Origin of the sequence: Alloscardovia omnicolens DSM 21503 (assembly GCF_000420505.1) — a bacterium.
In the GTDB taxonomy this organism is placed as follows: domain Bacteria; phylum Actinomycetota; class Actinomycetes; order Actinomycetales; family Bifidobacteriaceae; genus Alloscardovia; species Alloscardovia omnicolens.
The window spans coordinates 69650-86669 of record NZ_ATVB01000004.1 but is presented as its reverse complement, the minus strand read 5'-3'; the positions used below and the strand labels follow the sequence as shown (position 1 = coordinate 86669).

The window sequence follows — 17020 nt, the reverse complement described above, 5'->3', positions numbered from 1 at the left end:
CTACCGCGGCCTACTTGACGCAACACCAAACGCAGCCGCCGCCAAAGCGTTCAACTTCTCTAACTGAGCGACCTGCTCAGCCGTGCTGGAAGCCTCAAACGAACCGTAACGATGCTCAGCAGCACAGCGGATCAGAAAATCAGCCAGCCGTGGATTTTTCGGTAGCACAGAACCGTGCATATACGTGCCAATCACGTTATATTTGCGAGCGCCTTCAGTTAAATCACTACCGTTATTTCCCGTGCCTTCAGCTTCAACGCGACCCCACGCAACCGTTCCATCATCATGCACAATTGTTTGTCCGGAATGATTCTCATAGCCCACAATTGCGCCGCATTCTTCGGTCTGCTCAACCAGATTGCCAATCATGCGTGTGTCTTGGCCAATCGTGTGCACTCCCAGCACATTAATACCTGGCAAGCGCTCCCCTTCATGCGTTTCGAAATACTCACCAAACAGCTGGTACAGTCCGCAAATTAACAGCATCGGCACGCCATCTGCAGCGAGCGCGCGAATAGTATCGGCTCGAGCGAAAAGATTGTCACTAATCACTGCTTGGCCTTTATCTTGACCGCCGCCGCCTAAAATCAAATCGACCTGTTCTGGCCACGCATCACCCACGTTATATGCGTGAATGCGCGGTTCGTAGCCGTATAAGCGAGCGCGCATCTCTACGGTTTTCACATTGCCGGTATCACCGTAAATATTCATATCTTTCGGATACAAAGACACAATATCGAGCACGCGCGCTTCCGCATTCACACTATTCGCGCTATTCACAGTTTCTGCCATTACAACCCCACATCCTCTACATCCGCAATCTGTGCTAGCGCTTTACGAGCGGCTAACATTGCTGTATATGTGCAGTACACATGCTTATTTCGCCCGCTGCCGTTGCTGACGAAAGACTGCACGGCTTCTTCAATATTTTCGTTGACTCCTTGAGCATCTATGCCGTCGTATGCCAAGCGTAAAGCCATATCCGTAGCGCGCACGCCCGAAACGCTTTGCACTCCACCAGCAGATAGCGAACTAAAGTCCACATCCCACAGCCAGCTCATATCGCGACCGTCTGCGTATTCGTCGTTAATAATAATCATCGTGTCGTGCTCGGCAGAATCAAAAGATTTTAACGCCAACCTAAAGCCCATTGGATTCTTCACCAAAATAAGCTCAACGTCACTATTTCCCACAGTAATTGATTCGCCACGACCAAAAGCAGGCGTTACTTGCGAAAGGGCGAGAACCATTTCTGCATGCGATGGACGCTTCTGCGGCTGCACTTCGCGAAGAACCGCGTCTACCACAGCGAGCGCGCCCGCCGCGTTAAAAGCGTTATATACTCCTTCGAGCTTTAACTGCGCGCTATACGTTCCTTCAGTCTGACCGAAAGCAAAAACTGCTTTTTTCTGCTTCAGCTCGGTAAGCGTTACTTGTGCTGGACGGTAATGCGCTAAATGATAGTTGAGCTTATCTTCTGTTTCGTGCATCGCATCGTCAGAGGGGAAGAAACTCATCAAATCATCACTCAAGCCAAAATACTCAACGCGAGCATTGTCTTGCTGCACGCTTTCTGCGAGCTGAGCTACGCGCGGATCTTCGCGGTTGAGCACAACTGTTCCCGTGGTCGCTTCGGCTACAGCCGCGAGCATTTTCGCGGTCGTATCTATTTCGCCAAAACGGTCGAGCTGATCGCGCAAAACGTTCAGCAGCAAACTATAGCGCGGTTTAACTTTCTTCACGAAATGAACGGCATAGGCTTCGTCTAGTTCTAGAACAGCAACATCGGCGTGCAAGCGGCCAGATAAATCAACCTGATCGAGCAAAGCAGAAACAACTCCGCGCGTAAAATTCGATCCGGTAGGGTTCGTAAAAACGCGCAAACCCAACCGCTCCAACATAGACGCCACAATGCGCGTGGTAGTGGTTTTACCGTTCGTTCCAGACACAAGCACCACTCCATACGGAAGTTGCGCTAAAGTGCGAGCCATAAAACCAGCGTCGATTGCTTCAACAACCTTGCCCGGCAACGCAGTACCGCCACCGCGCACACGGGCAGCCGCGCGCACCATTTTTCCCAGCGCAGGCGTTAAACGAGAAAAAACTGAAGATGCCATAGTAACTCCGTAATCTGTTGCTATCCTGTCTGAAAGTTCTAAACGCCCTGGCTGTAGTCAGCAGCCATATCGGTAAAGCGCGAAAGATGTCCCTGGAAAGCAAGCGTAAAGGTTGCGGTTGGACCGTTACGATGCTTTGCCATAATAATATCTGCCTCACCCGGACGGTCTTCGGAATTATAAGCGTCTGGGCGATGAACAAGCATAACCACGTCCGCATCCTGCTCGATCGAACCGGACTCACGCAGGTCGGAAATCATTGGCGTGCGGTCGGCGCGCGCCTCGGCGCCACGGTTCAGCTGAGACAGCGCCACCACAGGAACTTCCAACTCTTTTGCAAGCAGCTTGAGCGAGCGCGAGAACTCGGAGACCTCTTGCTGACGCGACTCCACGCGCTTGCCAGAACTCATCAGCTGCAAGTAATCAATCACTACTAAACGCAGACCTTGACGAGACAGACGGCGACATTTCGAACGGATTTCCATCATCGACATGTTTGGCGAATCGTCGAGGTAGAGCGGCACATCGGAAATACGGTCTTGGAAAGCATTGAGTTTGCGCCATTCCTCTTCGTTAATATTATCCGCATCGCGCAAGGCTTTGAGAGTAATACCCGTTTCTGCAGAAATAATACGCTGGGATAGTTCCAGCTTGCTCATTTCGAGCGAGAAAACAGCTGTTGGCATATTATGATGCAATGCCGCTGACCTTGCGAAATCGATGCCGATAGTGGACTTACCCATACCTGGACGGCCTGCTACAACAACCATCTGCCCCGGCTGCAAACCGTTCGTTACGTTATCAATATCGCGGAAGCCTGTAGGAACGCCAGGAGTGACGGTTCCCGCTTGGATTTCTTCGATATGGTCGAGAGTACTGCGCACGCTCTCACCAATAGACTGATAATCCTGACGAACATGACCGTCCGAAAGATGATAGACCGAGTTTTGCGCGAGATTGACAACCTCTTCTGCATCTGAACTTTCGGCGGCATAACCCATTTGAGCGATGCGCACGCCTGTTTGGATAACATCGCGTAGCATGGCATCACGATGCACAATATCGGCATAATGAATAGCGTTGATTGCCGCCGGGACAGCGTGAACAAGGCTGGCGAGATAATCTACGCCACCAACTTTTTCGAGCTCGTTTTTTACGCGCAGTGTGTCGGCCACCAACACTGGATCGACTTGCTCGCCGCCAGCAAAACGCTCCACAATTGCTGAGTAAATCGTCTGATGCTTTGGCACGTAAAACTCGTGTGCATCGAGGATTTCGCTGACCTCTGCGATTACGTCATTGCTCATCAGCATGCCGCCAAGCACGGCCATTTCGGCTGTTTCGTCGTAGGGAGGCATTCCCATGAATACGTCGTCTGTGGTGCGGTTGCTTGTGCGGTTGCTTGATGAGCGGTCGTAACCGTTGCTATCATAACCGCCGCGCGAGGAGTAGATTCGTTCATTGCTGTTTTCAGGCATATGCCCATTCTATGCGGATGGTTGTAGGAATACAGCAAAGACACAGAAATGGAGAATGCTCGAAAGCGATTGACCAAGCGTAGCATGTGGTTAGTCACATACGCGCAACCGATATGCCACTTTTGAAGCCATTTTTGCGCATCAAAAGTGGCATAAGAGGTGTATGAAACGGTTAAGCAGCTAATCAAGCAGCCCGAGACTAACCCGCGAGCAGCTAATCGAGTAACCAACAAGTAACCAACAAGCCGCCCCACCCATTGTGGATAACATTCCCCACAACAGGCAGTTATCCACATTTCTATGCGTGTTGCACGTGAATAACCCCTCTAGTTATCCACAATATGCGGATAACACGGTGGATAACTTGGGGATAAACGTGTCGAATTGCTCACATTCCCCTATTATGCGTGAGAATTTCTCCACAAGAGGCAAACTTGTCCATACTATTGTGTCTATGACTTCTGAGCAGAACAGCACCACTACTCCGACCACCGACTCCTTCCTCGCCGACGCCTCTCCTCGCGCAGTGCGCAAACAGTTGGCAGCCATTGCCATCCCTACCTTGGGTCAGCTCATTGCCGAACCTATTTTTATTTTGGCCGATACTGCTTTTGTAGGCACTATTTCCGACACTGCTCTGGCGGGTCTGTCTATTGGATCCACAATTATTCTCACCTCAGTTGGCTTATGCCTCTTCCTCGCGTACTCCACCACTTCGCGCGTGTCCATTCTTATGGGTTCGGGTCGCACACGAGAAGGATTAAAAGCAGGAACATCGGGCATGTGGCTTGCCACCCTGATTGGCGCAGTACTCACACTCGCCATCGTTGGCGGAGCGTATCCGATTAGTTATGCTCTCGGCGCGCGCGGCGCTGTGCTCGACTCTGCAACAGTTTACGTGCATACCGCAGGTTTGGGCATTACGGGAACTCTTATTGCTTATGCTGCTAACGGCATGTTCCGCGGCCTACGCAAAGCAAACATCACCCTGTGGTCTGCGGTGGCAGGAGCCGTAGTCAACATTCTTCTCGATGCCCTCTTCATCTTCGTCTTCCACTGGGGTGTTGCCGGCTCGGGAATTGCCACCGGCATTGCGCAGTGGCTCATGTGTGCCATCGTTGTGCTCTACCTGCTGCCCATTCTTCGTCGCCATCAGGTTACGCTCAAGCCTGACTTCGCTGGCGTAAAGGAAAGCGCGGGAGACGGTCTTATGCTTTTTGTGCGCACAGCCGCTTTGCGCGTAGGAATGGTTGCCACTATTATGGTTGCCACAGCTATGGGAACCCGCGTTCTGGCTAGCTTTCAGGTGATTAATTCCTCTTGGAATTTAGCGTTAAATGTTCTCGATGCCATTGGAGTTGGCGGTCAAGCACTGGTGGGCGCTGCTTTGGGCGCGAAAAATATTAAGCTTGTGCATTCGCTGATTAAGGAGATTGAGCGCGCCGGCATCATCTGGGGCGCGTATGTGGGCCTGCTCTTTGCCATTTTCGGATACACGGGCGCGCACCTGTTTACCACGGACGCGCAAACCGCTCAGATTATTGCCGTGTGTGCTGTGGTCGTCGGCATCTTCTTCCCGTATCACGGCTGGCTCTGGGCGCTCGACGGTGTTTTGATTGGAGCAGGTGACTTTACCTATTTAGCCAAGTTATGCTCGGTTTCCGCTGTAGCACATATAGTATTTTTGATTATTACTTTCTTTGCTGTGCACGGTGCTTCCGAGTTGATTCAGGCGATAGCTTTGTGGCTCGTTTTTAATATTGTTTTTATGGGTATCCGCGGTATAGGAAATATAAACCGCGCGCATACAGATACCTGGATACGCGCGGCAATAGAGGATTAGAGAGCGTCTACGCCCTGCTCGTGTGTGCGCACTCGGGTTACCGATTCCACAGGAATAACCCACACTTTACCGTCACCAATAGTGTTGGTACCTGCTGCCACACAAATAGCGTTGACTATTGAATCAATAGCAGCATCTTCTGCCACAATTTCAAAACGGACTTTCGGCAAAATATCTACCTCAACAGATGTTCCGCGGAAAACTTCTGTATGCCCATGCTGACGACCGTAGCCATGCGCTTCCGAAATCGTTAAACCGTGCACTCCCACGCCAGCCAAAGCGCTAACGACGTCATCAATCTTATCCGGCTGAATAATTGCAGTTATGAGTTTCATTATGCGTGCCTTCCAATAGACAGTGATGTGCTTGTGAAATCATAAGAATGTTCACCGTGCTGAACAACATCAATTCCAGTAATTTCTGCATATGTGCTACTGCGCCAGCCCATAGTCTTCTCCAAAGCAAAAGCAATAACAAACGTTACTGCAGCAGAGAAAATAATCGCAATCAACGCAATAATAATTTGAACGAGAGCTAGGCGGAAATCTCCATGAGTAACCAAACCTGAGCCAGCAGAGAAAACGCCTACGAACACAGTTCCGAGCACGCCTCCCACACCATGCACGCCCACAACATCAAGCGAATCATCGATACCGAGCTTAAACTTAACGCTAATAGCTACGCAGCATACAGCTCCCACAATCAAGCCGATAATAATGGAAGCCAGAGGAGAAACAACATCAGCAGATGGAGTAATACCCACCAAACCGGCTACCATACCTGAAGCAGCGCCCACAGGAGTGGCGTGCTTCGTGCGGATCTTTTCCACAAGCAGCCATCCGAGCGTTGCAGCCCCCGCGCACAAAGTGGTGGTAATAATCGCATAAGCAGCAGTGCCGTTCGCAGCAAAAGCGGAACCGCCGTTAAATCCGAACCATCCGAACCACAGCAAGAAAGCACCCAACAGAACAAACGGAACGTTGTGAAGCTTAAAAGCAGTAGCTCCAAAGCCCTTGCGTCGTCCCACAATCATAGCCACAACAAGAGCAGCAATAGCAGCGTTAATATGCACAACCGTGCCACCTGCGAAATCGTGCGCAGGAACGCCAAAGAACTTGGAAATCGCGCCGTCTGCAGAAAGTAAACCCTTATTCCATACCATATGAGCCATCGGAGCGTAATCGAAAATAACCCATAATAGAGTGAAAACAAGCCACGTGCTAAACTTAACGCGCTCTGCCAAAGCACCGGAAATCAAAGCAACGGTAATAATTGCGAAGGTCATTTGGAAGAAGGCGTCCACCGTTACTGGGTATGCGCCTGTTCCTGTATCTGCTGAAGACGTGTATACGCCGTCTTTCACAGCAATGACGTCGTGGAAGAACGCGCCAGTAAATGGGTTGCCGAAGACACCTCCCACAGATTTACCGGTATACGCAATTGACCATCCGCACGCAGCCCATGCAAGAGCAACAACGGCAATTGCTCCCACAGACAGCATCATCATGTGCAGCACAGCTTTTGCGCGCACCATGCCGCCGTAGAAAAATGCCACGGCTGGGGTCATCAGAAAAACAAGACCGCTCGATATGAGCATCCACGCGGTATCCCCTGAGTTCATAATCTCCTCCTTTTTCTCCAGTAGGTATATGGCTATTCAAGGAGGAGCTTGTGAAGGACAATCGCCAAATGTGTAACTGAAGTATTACGTGACGCGATCTGAGTGGCGTCTCACGTTTCGGACGTGTTTCGGAAGATGGTTTCAGTGTTAGCACTAACACATTCTATTTCCCTTATATTTCCTTGGCTTACGAGCAATTGTTTCGTACTGTTTTCGGGAAGATGCGAAGTATGGCGATTTTTACTTGCTTTGGAGACTGGCGGGTGTTCAATATGTGGACTTTGGGACGTGGCGGAGTATAACAATCTGCAGAGATATTGAGCTTCTGAAACACGCGGGGGTAGATTTTAGTGCATGCGGTTAAGCATATAACCAACAACGTGAAACGTGACTTGCTCTAGCGTTCCATGATTCACGCATGAGCAAGGGCAGAAAACACTCTCAACGATGGACGCCAGCGTTGTGAGTGCGTGGCGCTAGCAACTTTCAGGAACATATAAGAGCTGCTATTACGTGAAAAATGGACGCAAACATTGCTAGCATTCCACGCTCACAACCGCCACGCACCTGCAACCTACACAACCCCACTAAACTCCGAAAAACCGCTTTATATCAATTCGCGTGTTGTATCTGATGACGCATCACACCCGTCCTGACTCACACCAGCCAGCCCCTATAAAACAAGCCAAGCACAAGAAAGGCGATTATCCTTCGCCCATCGCCCCGCAATAAGTAGCAACAAGCAGCAATAAGCAGAAGATAATCGCCAAGCTCTTAGTAAAAACCGAAACTATGCGCCCAAAATACCGTCTACAAAGCCTTCAGCATCAAAGCGTGACAAATCATCAGGGCCTTCGCCGAGACCTACGAACTTCACAGGCACACCCAACTCACGCTGCACTGAAATCACAATGCCACCTTTAGCAGAGCCGTCAAGCTTCGTCAGCACAATGCCAGTAATGCCAATAGCTTCAGCGAATACTTTCGCTTGAGTCATGCCATTCTGTCCTGTTGTAGCATCCAAAACGAGCAGAACCTCCCCAACCGGCACGCGTTTTTCTACCACACGACGGATTTTGCCAAGCTCATCCATAAGATTTGCCTTGTTCTGCAAACGTCCGGCAGTATCTACAATCAAAACTTGAGCGCTGTCATTTTGCGCTACCTCGGCAGCCTCGAAAGCAACAGAAGCAGGATCTGCACCTTCTTTATCGCTACGCACCACTTTCACGCCCACTCGGTCTCCCCAGGTTTGCAGCTGGTCAGCAGCAGCAGCACGGAAAGTATCAGCAGCTCCAAGCACAATCTTTTCATAGCCCTCGCCAATGAGCAGACGAGCGAGCTTACCTGTTGTTGTTGTTTTGCCAGAACCATTTACACCCACCATCATGAGCACGTGAGGTTCAACAGTCTGCGCGCTTTTCATGAGCTCAAGATCGCGGTTGTAAGTGTTACCGTTTTTATCAGTATTCACGGCATGCAGCAGCTGAGTGCGCAGCAAAGAACGGATTGCGTTGGCATCGTTCGCATCAACAACGCGAGCATTGCGGCGAAGTTCTTCCACAATATCCATGGAGGTATCTGTGCCCACATCAGCAAGAAGTAAGGTATCTTCTACCTCTTCCCAGTCAGCTTCACTCAGATTATCGCGCGTTAAAATATTGAACAGCGCTTTACCGAACGGATTAGCTGACTTAGCCAAGCGAGAACGCAGACGCTGCATGCGCGTGCTACCGTCTTCAGGAGTGTCGAGGCTGGCTGAAGCTGATGGTTCGTCGGCTGTCGGTTCAGCGGTCTCTGATTTAGACTGCTCGATCTCAGGTTCGGACTGCTCTGACTCTATCTGCTCAGCTGTCTCAGCCTTCTCATCAGGAACTGTCTGAGCTGTATCGTCTTTCGCTGCGTTCTTGCGCTGCCAAGCAGCAACAGCCAAAATACCAATCGCCACAACAGCAATCACAACGGCAATAATTGCCCATAAAACATGAATATCCATAAATCCCTACTCTCTCACGCTCAGCTAAAACTACTAAAACTGCTAACTACTTCTGTTCTGGAGCGTTCTCATCCGCGCCACCAGCGTCATCGGTACCATCCGCGTCACCCGTACTCTTAACGCTTTTCTCGGCAGCCTCAAAATCGCTACGTTTCAAATGCATCGGCACTACAGAAGAATGCTCGCCCAAATATACCGGGGATTCTTGCGTAGACTCTGCTGTTACGTTCTCGCGCAGCTGAGCAGCTAGCTCATGAATGCCCTCTTGAGGCGCGTACGAAACGGGAGATCCAGCTGTGCGAGGAATACGTTTTTTGTTCTCTTCTGAATCGTCATCGCGTTCAAATGAACTTAAACCGCTCGCTTGATTATTAATCACAGCCTCACTCTGCGCCCATCGCACAACAAAGTAAACAAGAATGCCTACTATAACAAGCCAAAAAATAATACCGAGAACCATACTGCTAGTTTACATGACCCCACTAGAGGCACCTATATCCATAAGCCATTGGCGCACATCGTTACACTCATCGAGACTGACCGCATGGTCAAGCGTTTTATACTCGCATAACTTCAAGAAAGAGTTTTCCTCTAGAAAAGCTGCGAGCGCGTTTGATTCGAAACGAGGTATAACGTCGTCACGCAGACCATACGCATAAAAGATTGATGGCGATTTTAGCTGCAACGCTGCGTCTTCAGGCGCTGACCCAGGAACAGCTGCGTCCGCGATAAAGCCCGATAAGCAGACTGCCGCTTTATATCGCTGCGGATTGACGCGCATGAGATGTACGGCAAGCGCACCGCCTTGAGAGAAGCCAAAAGGAATGACTTCGCGCTCGTCAGGAATATAGTCGTTAACCCAGTTATCAATGGCAACAGCGGCGGCATACATGTCTCGATCACGGTCATCGCCTTGCGGAACGGCTTCGTGGAACCAGCTGAATGCACCGCGGGTTTTAGAGGCTAGCCCCACGGCATCCTCGTCCATAAAAACGCCCATATCGTTAGGGTCGAGCAGAGTTAGAGGACCACGCAAAGACACATAATCGCTGTGCGGACTCACATAATTGCCGAAGAACTCTGCAATATCATCCTCATTCGAACCCCAGCCGTGGAGAAGAACGAAAAGAGGACGTCTCGGGTTATTCATGCCACGTCCGCGCGAAAAGAAGGCTTGCTCTACCTGAAGTTCATCGCCAAAGCGACCAGAAATTGCTGTGGCAGCCCTGCCTGGCTCAAGAGGTGCGTGAGCTTTGTGTGTACTCATGCTTCTACTCTAGCGCGGGCGGGCTATGTGCGAACTTCCATGTTGCATCCATACTGAAATATGATTATCAGTATGAATGCAACAAACGACGGCAGTAACGACACGATAGGTAAAGATTATGTCTCGAGAATCAATGAACTCCTCAGACAAAATAACGGACTAATCAGCGCTACGGATGCTCGTTCGCGACAAATTCCTACTATCTACCTGAGCCGTCTCTATAAAGCAGGACGTCTACAAAAATTCGCTGCTAGTCTATACGCAAACGCAGACGTACCTTTCGACAACCTTTATATTTTTCAATACCGCTACACGAAAATTATCTATTCATACGAAACAGCTCTCTATCTATTAAAACAGACGGATATTCTGCCGCATGAAATATCGATAACTGTAGAAAATGGTTATCGCCTTAACCAAGTAGAACCAAATATCCATATCAATTATGTAAAGAAAAACCTTCTTGAGCTCGGTGTAACGGAAACCTCGACGATGTTCGGTAACACAGTTAGACTTTATTGTTACGAGCGCGTTCTTTGCGACTGTATTGCGCACAAAAACAAAATTGACTCTGAACTTTATGGAAAAGTTATTAGAGATTATGCGGCATATTCAAACAAAGATCTCCCTCTCCTGTGGCATATTGCCCACAGCATGAAGATTACTGCGCACGTTCGAAATCTTATGGAGATTATTTATGAATAGGGTTATATATGAAAACACAGCGCTGGAATTAGTTAAAGAACTGCACATATATGCCTGATCTCCAGCTCTAACCAGCCTGCACGCTACACTAGAGTTATGCTTTTAAGTGACCACGATATTATTCAAGCTCAGTCTACGGGTGAAATTTCATTAACGCCGTGGACGCCGCAAATGGTTCAGCCTGCGTCCATTGATGTGCGCCTCGACCGCTTTTTCCGCGTGTTTAATAATCACAAGCACACATATGTGGATCCTGCAGAAGACCAAGGTGATTTAACCGAATTGTTGGAGGTTGAGGCCGATCAGCCATGGATTTTGCATCCTGGCGAATTTATTTTGGGCTCCACCTATGAATACGTGAAGTTAGGAACGTCTATTGCGGCTCGGTTAGAGGGGAAGAGTTCGCTGGGACGTCTGGGCATTCTCACACATTCGACGGCAGGATTCATCGATCCAGGTTTCGAAGGTCACATCACTTTGGAGCTGTCTAATGTCAGCACGCTTCCGGTAAAGCTGTGGCCGGGCATGAAGATTGGTCAGATGTGCTTCTTCCAGCTGTCTAGCCCAGCCGAGCATCCATACGGTAGCGCGCATAACGGTTCACACTATCAGGGACAGCGCGGCCCAACCGCTTCCCGTTCTTTCGTGAACTTCTATAAAGCCGATGTCTCTGGAGAGGTTTCTATTCATGGCTAATTCCCCTCAAACATGCATACAGTCACGTAAATCGCGTCGCCATGGTCGAGATTTTATTATTCAATCAACGCGCCGTCTTGCTGCTCAAGTCAGCGGTATCTTTGCCGTTCTTTTCGTACTTATCACAGCACTCGTCTGGCCTGGTGTAACGAAATCTTTCGATCTGAGCATAACTAAAGCAGTTGTTGCACATCGTAACGGTTTCCTCAATACTATTGCACCCCTAATTTCTACTATCGGCGGCACAAAAATTGTTCTCGCGTTCTCGCTGATTTGCCTCGGTTTGCTCGCATGGCGTAAGCACTGGCTGCAAGCGAAAATACTCTTTGGCGCTTTAGCCGGCGACGTGATTATTGTTACGGCTTTTAAGCGCATGATTTCGCGCATGCGTCCAGATAAGCAGTTCTGGCTCGGCAGCGTAGAAGATCAGCAGTCTTTCCCATCCGGACATTCAGCGAATAACACCGTTCTGTGGTTTATGCTCGCGATTATTGTGAGCACTTTAGCTCGCACAGAAGTACAGCGCGCATGGGCTCGCGCTTTGAATATTCTGGCTGTTCTCATGCCTCTTTTCATCGGACTGAGCCGTATTTACGTGGCACATCACTGGACTACCGATGTGCTCAGCGGATGGTCATTGGGCATTGCATGGGTCGCCTTTGTTACATGGATTTATTTCGGTGAACTTGCCAAGCTACACGCTCAAGCTTCACAACATCAAGCTCCTCAGCATAAGGAAAGGAAGTAATTATGGCACGAGGTTCAGGCTTAGTAAAAATTCTTGCAGGTGCTGCGGCAGTTGCAGGTGCTGCATGGGCTTTTGACCAGTACGCTCAAAAGAAGCATCAGCGTTCGGGCGTATCTTTGGCTATTAACACCGGTTTGGAGCTGTACCCTCGTCGTTCTGCTCAGCAGGAGATGGCTTGGCTCGACGAGCGCAAAAATACTGAACGTGCAGATGCGGGCGTTCCAGGAGTTATGCTTAAGTCCGGTTTGGCTTCCGTATATGACGACGGCAATGACGCTGAGTTAGATACTTTTGGCATGACCACCTACCGCATTGCACCTAAAGATTTCTCGCGCACGATTGCGCCTCATACCACGGTTATTTTTGTGCATGGTGGCGGATATGTGCAGGGGATTAATCCAACACATTTGCTGTTCCTGCACCGTTTTGCTCGTCAGTGCGGTGTGAGCGTGCTTGTTCCTGATTACGATCCAGCGCCTTACGGTACTGCAGCGGACGCTTTCCGCCGTATTACAGGCTTGTACACCACGTTGCGCGAAAAGCACCCAGAAGAGAAGGTTGTTTTGATGGGTGACAGCGCTGGAGCAGGTGTGATTTTCGGCCTCGCTATAGATTGGGCTACTCAAGGCATTCAAGCTCCTGAAGGCATTATTGCCATCAGCCCTTGGGTTGACGCCACTTTGAGCAATCCAGAGATTGATGCTTATGTTGAGCGCGATCCTATGCTTGACGTTAACCGCTTGCACGTTGACGCTCACGCTTGGGCAGGCGCATGGAACGTGAGCGATCCTCGCATTTCGCCTATTCGCGCTGATTTATCCGTGCTGAAGAACTCCGATGTGACTGTTTTGGTGGGTACAGACGAGATCTTCTACCCAGATGTAGTTGACTTCGCTCAGCGTTTAACAACAGCAGGCGTGCGCACCAAGTTACATATTGGCGAGAAGATGATTCATGATTATCCGCTGCTTCCGATTCCAGAAGCACAAGAGCCAATGAACCAAATTGAGATGGCAATGATTGAGGCAGTTATCGACTAAAATCAAGCGTCTTTACCACGAGACCCGTTCTCTCTTATGTTTTCCATAAGCTGGAGAGCGGGTTTTGTTATGAGTTGTAGGGCTTCGGCTTTTACCTGCGGTCATGTGTACAGGTTACGAATGACGTTTTCTGCTGTATCTTTCATAGCTGCGTTTAGCTATGAAAGATACAGCAGAAAACGTCCCCAGAACGCATAAAAATGCTGCGCCTAGCAAACACAAGTAAGTTAGACGCAGCATTTATGAACCGGAAGTTCTACAGCTCTCCTATACAACCTTCTTGAGCATCACGCGCACAAACAGCTTGTAAATCTCCGAGAAGATGAGAACCGCAGCAGCCAATCCAATAGCCTCAAACCACTGATGCAGATCCAAAGGTGTAGTTCCGAATGCCTCATTGAGTATTGGAATATAAATCACAGCCAACTGCAGCACAATCGACAATCCAATAGCCGCCCAGAGCCATCCATTCGAGAAGAGGTTCTTAAACGCCGATTCAGTCCCCGAACGCGATGCCAAAGCGTTAAACAGCTGGGCAAACACCAAAATCGTAAAGCCCATTGTGCGTGCCATCACCATCGGTTCTGAGTGCAGATTCTGCAACGCAGGAGTGTCAGTAGAAATGCCACCAGGCAAATACAAATCAATGCCGATAAGCGTTACAGCAGCCATCACCAAACCAGTGAAAACAATGTTGGACCACATAGCAACGTCAATCACGCGATCGCCCATCTTACGAGGCGAACGACCCATCACGTCATCTGTCTGACCATCCACACCCATAGCCAAAGCAGGAGCAGCGTCGGTCAGCAAGTTAATCCACAACAACTGTGTAGCCAGCAGCGGCACGGTCACGCCAGTAGAATGTGGGTCGTTAATGCCCAAAACTCCTGCAAGCACAACGCCAAAGAAGACCGTAAACACTTCGCCCACGTTCGAACCGAGCAGGTAGCGCAAGAATTTGCGAATATTGTCGAAAATCACACGACCTTCGCGCACAGCAGCCACAATGGTAGAGAAATTGTCATCCGCCAAAATCATCTTGGCAGACTGCTTGGTCACTTCCGTACCCGTAATGCCCATAGCCACACCAATATCCGCGGACTTCACAGCTGGAGCATCGTTCACACCGTCACCGGTCATAGCCACAATATTGCCCTGAGACTGCAGCGCCTTAACGATGCGCAACTTGTGTTCTGGTGCCACGCGAGCATACACAGATACTTCTGTTACAGCCTTCTGGAACTCATCATCGCTCATAGCGTCGAGCTGGTCGCCGGTCAAAGCGCGGCGTGCCGTGCTTCCCGAAGTTCCCGACGACACACCAGAAGCCACACCAGAAACCACACCAGAACCAACACCAGTCTCCGCTCCAGCATCTTCCCCAATAATGCCCAAATCAGTAGCAATACGAGCTGCGGTCAGCGGATGATCGCCCGTAATCATAATCGTGCGAATGCCTGCACGGTGAGCCTCAGCAATAGAATCACGCACTTCGGTACGAGGCGGATCAATAATACCCACCATACCCGTCCAAATGTAGTCGCGCTCAATCACGTCATCTTGTTCAGAAATATCGGACACACGGCCGCTTGCATCAGTGCGGATGCCCTCAATATCTGCCAAGCGGTTCACCTTCAGCGGGCGATACGCCTGACCAAGCGTACGGTACGCCTGATTAGACAAGCGTTCTACTTGGGACAGAATGTTAGCGCGATCATCGTCCGTAAGCGCACGCACAGTTCCATTCACCTCAATAAAGGAGCAGCGCGAAAGCAGCACATCAGGAGCACCCTTGGCATATGCGGTCATCGAGTGATCGTCGCTCTTATCGTGACCAATAACCGTCTGCATTTTGCGCTCAGAAGTGAATGGAATTTCTGCCACGCGCTCCACGCCCTGATAATTATGCAGAGCGCTCACCTTGCGAGCAGCTACAAGCACAGACGCTTCGGTCGGATCTCCCACAATCTCCCAGTTCTTCTCGCCAGCCTGAGGCTTATGGAGTTCAGCATTATTCGCCAAAGCACCAGCAGCCAGCGCGAGCTCAACCTCATTACGCAGTGGAGACTGAGCGGACAGCTCAGTGCCATCAACGTTGAGAAGCTTACCCGTTGGATTGTATCCAGTTCCAGTAATTTTCACTTCACCGCTTGGAGTAATGATTGTTTCCACAGTCATTTCGTTGCGGGTTAAGGTACCAGTTTTATCAGAGCAAATAACAGATGCAGAGCCAAGAGTTTCTACAGACGAAAGCTTCTTCACAATGGCATTATGCTGAGCCATACGTTGCACGCCCAGAGCAAGAACCACGGTCATAATTGTTGCCAAGCCTTCTGGCACGGCAGCAACCGCAAGAGACACTGCCAACAGCAATGACTCAATCACGTCTTCAATTGTGTGGAAACCAGACATAATCCACAAAGCGCCCAGAACTACAAAGGCAATAGCAACAACTGCAATGCCCAAAATCTTGGAGACGTGATCCATCTCCTTTTCGAGAGGCGTGGATTCTTCTGTTGTTTGCGATAACATGTCTGCAATCTTGCCCACCTGAGTATTCATACCCGTGGAGGTAACGATTGCACGACCAGTCCCCTGCGTAATTGAAGTACCGTTAAAGACCATATTTGTGCGGTCTCCCAACGATTTCACAGAGTCTAAAGTAAGCACTTTCTTTGCCACAGGCAGGGACTCACCAGTCAGCGATGCTTCTGCCACGCGCAAACTAGCGGCTTCAAACAGACGTCCATCTGCAGAAATCGTGTCGCCTTCAGCCAAAATCAACACATCGCCAGGCACCACATCTGCTGTAGCAATAGACATTACGCGACCGTCACGCAAAACAGCCGTCTGCGGCGTAGCCATCTGAGCCAGCGCTTCTACTGCTGCTTCTGCTCGGTTCTCCTGAATAAAGCCAAGAACTGCGTTAACAATCAAAATCAAAATAATAACAATGCAGTCGAAAGGCACAGGCTCAGCATGCGTTGGGTTCGTGCTACGTTCAATAATCCATGCAGCAAAAGAAATAACGGTTGCTGCGAGCAAAAGATAGACAAGCGGATCTTGGAACTGTGCTAAGAACTTCTTCCACGCTGGATCTTTTGGTTTGGAAGCTAGCGCGTTTGGCCCGAACTTTTCGAGACGAGCTTGAGCCTCAGCAGACGACAAACCGTGCGTAATGCTCGTATTCATTGCAGTTTCAACGCTGGATACTTCGCTAATCGATGGATCTGTTCCCTCAAAAGGGTTCAGATGCTGTTGAGTTGTGCCGAGTGAATCGGTCATCACTATCTCCTAGTTTCGCCGCAGAGTAGTCAACACATGAAGGAGAATTCATCTGTTGTGCGGGCATGAATATGTGTAGGTTTTATTGTAGTGTAACGCATGGTTTTATAACGACAATGACGCGCTTGGCATAGACAGTTTTGGTGCGGGTTTTACAAAAGGTTTACACAGCGAGGAAAACAAGCGCTGATTTTCGGATAAGGGAAACAGTTTCATAAATA

The 17020-nt window shown here is 49.7% G+C and carries 14 protein-coding genes; 5 read left to right on the top strand and 9 right to left on the bottom strand.

Annotation, left to right across the window (positions count from 1 at the left end; all coding sequences use genetic code 11):
- The 3 genes from G464_RS0102780 to dnaB are packed head-to-tail and all read right to left on the bottom strand — an operon-like array spanning position 1 to position 3595.
- Positions 1-792, bottom strand: coding sequence for a type 1 glutamine amidotransferase (locus G464_RS0102780; protein WP_022856637.1), 792 nt, complete (start codon positions 790-792; stop codon positions 1-3).
- Complete coding sequence (locus tag G464_RS0102775) at positions 792-2117, bottom strand: Mur ligase family protein (RefSeq protein WP_022856636.1); 1326 nt, start codon at positions 2115-2117, stop codon at positions 792-794. The genes G464_RS0102780 and G464_RS0102775 overlap by 1 nt, the downstream gene beginning before the upstream one ends.
- A gap of 38 nt (positions 2118-2155) precedes the next feature.
- On the bottom strand, positions 2156-3595 hold the full coding sequence (gene dnaB / locus G464_RS0102770) for a replicative DNA helicase (RefSeq protein ID WP_022856635.1): 1440 nt from the start codon (positions 3593-3595) through the stop codon (positions 2156-2158).
- A 454-nt stretch (positions 3596-4049) separates the two neighbouring features.
- Here dnaB and G464_RS0102765 point away from each other — a divergent pair, with 454 nt between their 5' ends.
- Positions 4050-5438, top strand: a complete 1389-nt coding sequence (locus G464_RS0102765) for an MATE family efflux transporter (RefSeq protein WP_022856634.1) — start codon at positions 4050-4052, stop codon at positions 5436-5438.
- Here G464_RS0102765 and G464_RS0102760 read toward each other — a convergent pair.
- The 5 genes from G464_RS0102760 to G464_RS0102740 all read right to left on the bottom strand — a co-directional run bounded on the left by G464_RS0102760 (position 5435) and on the right by G464_RS0102740 (position 10322).
- Entirely contained in the window at positions 5435-5773 is a 339-nt protein-coding gene (locus G464_RS0102760; protein WP_021617424.1) for a P-II family nitrogen regulator, read from the bottom strand. The two genes, G464_RS0102765 and G464_RS0102760, sit on opposite strands and share 4 nt — an antisense overlap.
- A complete protein-coding gene (locus G464_RS0102755) occupies positions 5773-7059 on the bottom strand; it encodes an ammonium transporter (protein ID WP_022856633.1) in 1287 nt (428 codons plus the stop codon). The genes G464_RS0102760 and G464_RS0102755 overlap by 1 nt, the downstream gene beginning before the upstream one ends.
- 790 nt (positions 7060-7849) lie before the next feature.
- Positions 7850-9055, bottom strand: coding sequence for a signal recognition particle-docking protein FtsY (ftsY, locus tag G464_RS0102750; RefSeq protein ID WP_022856632.1), 1206 nt, complete (start codon positions 9053-9055; stop codon positions 7850-7852).
- Positions 9056-9101: 46 nt separating this feature from the next.
- Entirely contained in the window at positions 9102-9515 is a 414-nt protein-coding gene (locus tag G464_RS0102745; RefSeq protein ID WP_022856631.1) for a hypothetical protein, read from the bottom strand.
- A gap of 9 nt (positions 9516-9524) precedes the next feature.
- On the bottom strand, positions 9525-10322 hold the full coding sequence (locus G464_RS0102740) for an alpha/beta hydrolase (protein ID WP_022856630.1): 798 nt from the start codon (positions 10320-10322) through the stop codon (positions 9525-9527).
- A gap of 72 nt (positions 10323-10394) precedes the next feature.
- Here G464_RS0102740 and G464_RS0102735 point away from each other — a divergent pair, with 72 nt between their 5' ends.
- The 4 genes from G464_RS0102735 to G464_RS09640 all read left to right on the top strand — a co-directional run bounded on the left by G464_RS0102735 (position 10395) and on the right by G464_RS09640 (position 13511).
- Entirely contained in the window at positions 10395-11027 is a 633-nt protein-coding gene (locus G464_RS0102735; protein WP_143739588.1) for a type IV toxin-antitoxin system AbiEi family antitoxin domain-containing protein, read from the top strand.
- A gap of 96 nt (positions 11028-11123) precedes the next feature.
- On the top strand, positions 11124-11723 hold the full coding sequence (dcd, locus tag G464_RS0102730; protein ID WP_021617418.1) for a dCTP deaminase: 600 nt from the start codon (positions 11124-11126) through the stop codon (positions 11721-11723).
- Positions 11716-12471, top strand: a complete 756-nt coding sequence (locus G464_RS0102725; protein WP_021617417.1) for a phosphatase PAP2 family protein — start codon at positions 11716-11718, stop codon at positions 12469-12471. The genes dcd and G464_RS0102725 overlap by 8 nt, the downstream gene beginning before the upstream one ends.
- Positions 12472-12473: 2 nt before the next feature.
- A complete protein-coding gene (locus G464_RS09640) occupies positions 12474-13511 on the top strand; it encodes an alpha/beta hydrolase fold domain-containing protein (protein ID WP_022856628.1) in 1038 nt (345 codons plus the stop codon).
- Positions 13512-13778: 267 nt separating this feature from the next.
- On the opposite strand, the gene G464_RS08650 is transcribed toward G464_RS09640, so the two are convergent.
- Complete coding sequence (locus tag G464_RS08650; protein ID WP_022856627.1) at positions 13779-16799, bottom strand: cation-translocating P-type ATPase; 3021 nt, start codon at positions 16797-16799, stop codon at positions 13779-13781.
- Between the last annotated feature and the right edge of the window lie 221 nt (positions 16800-17020).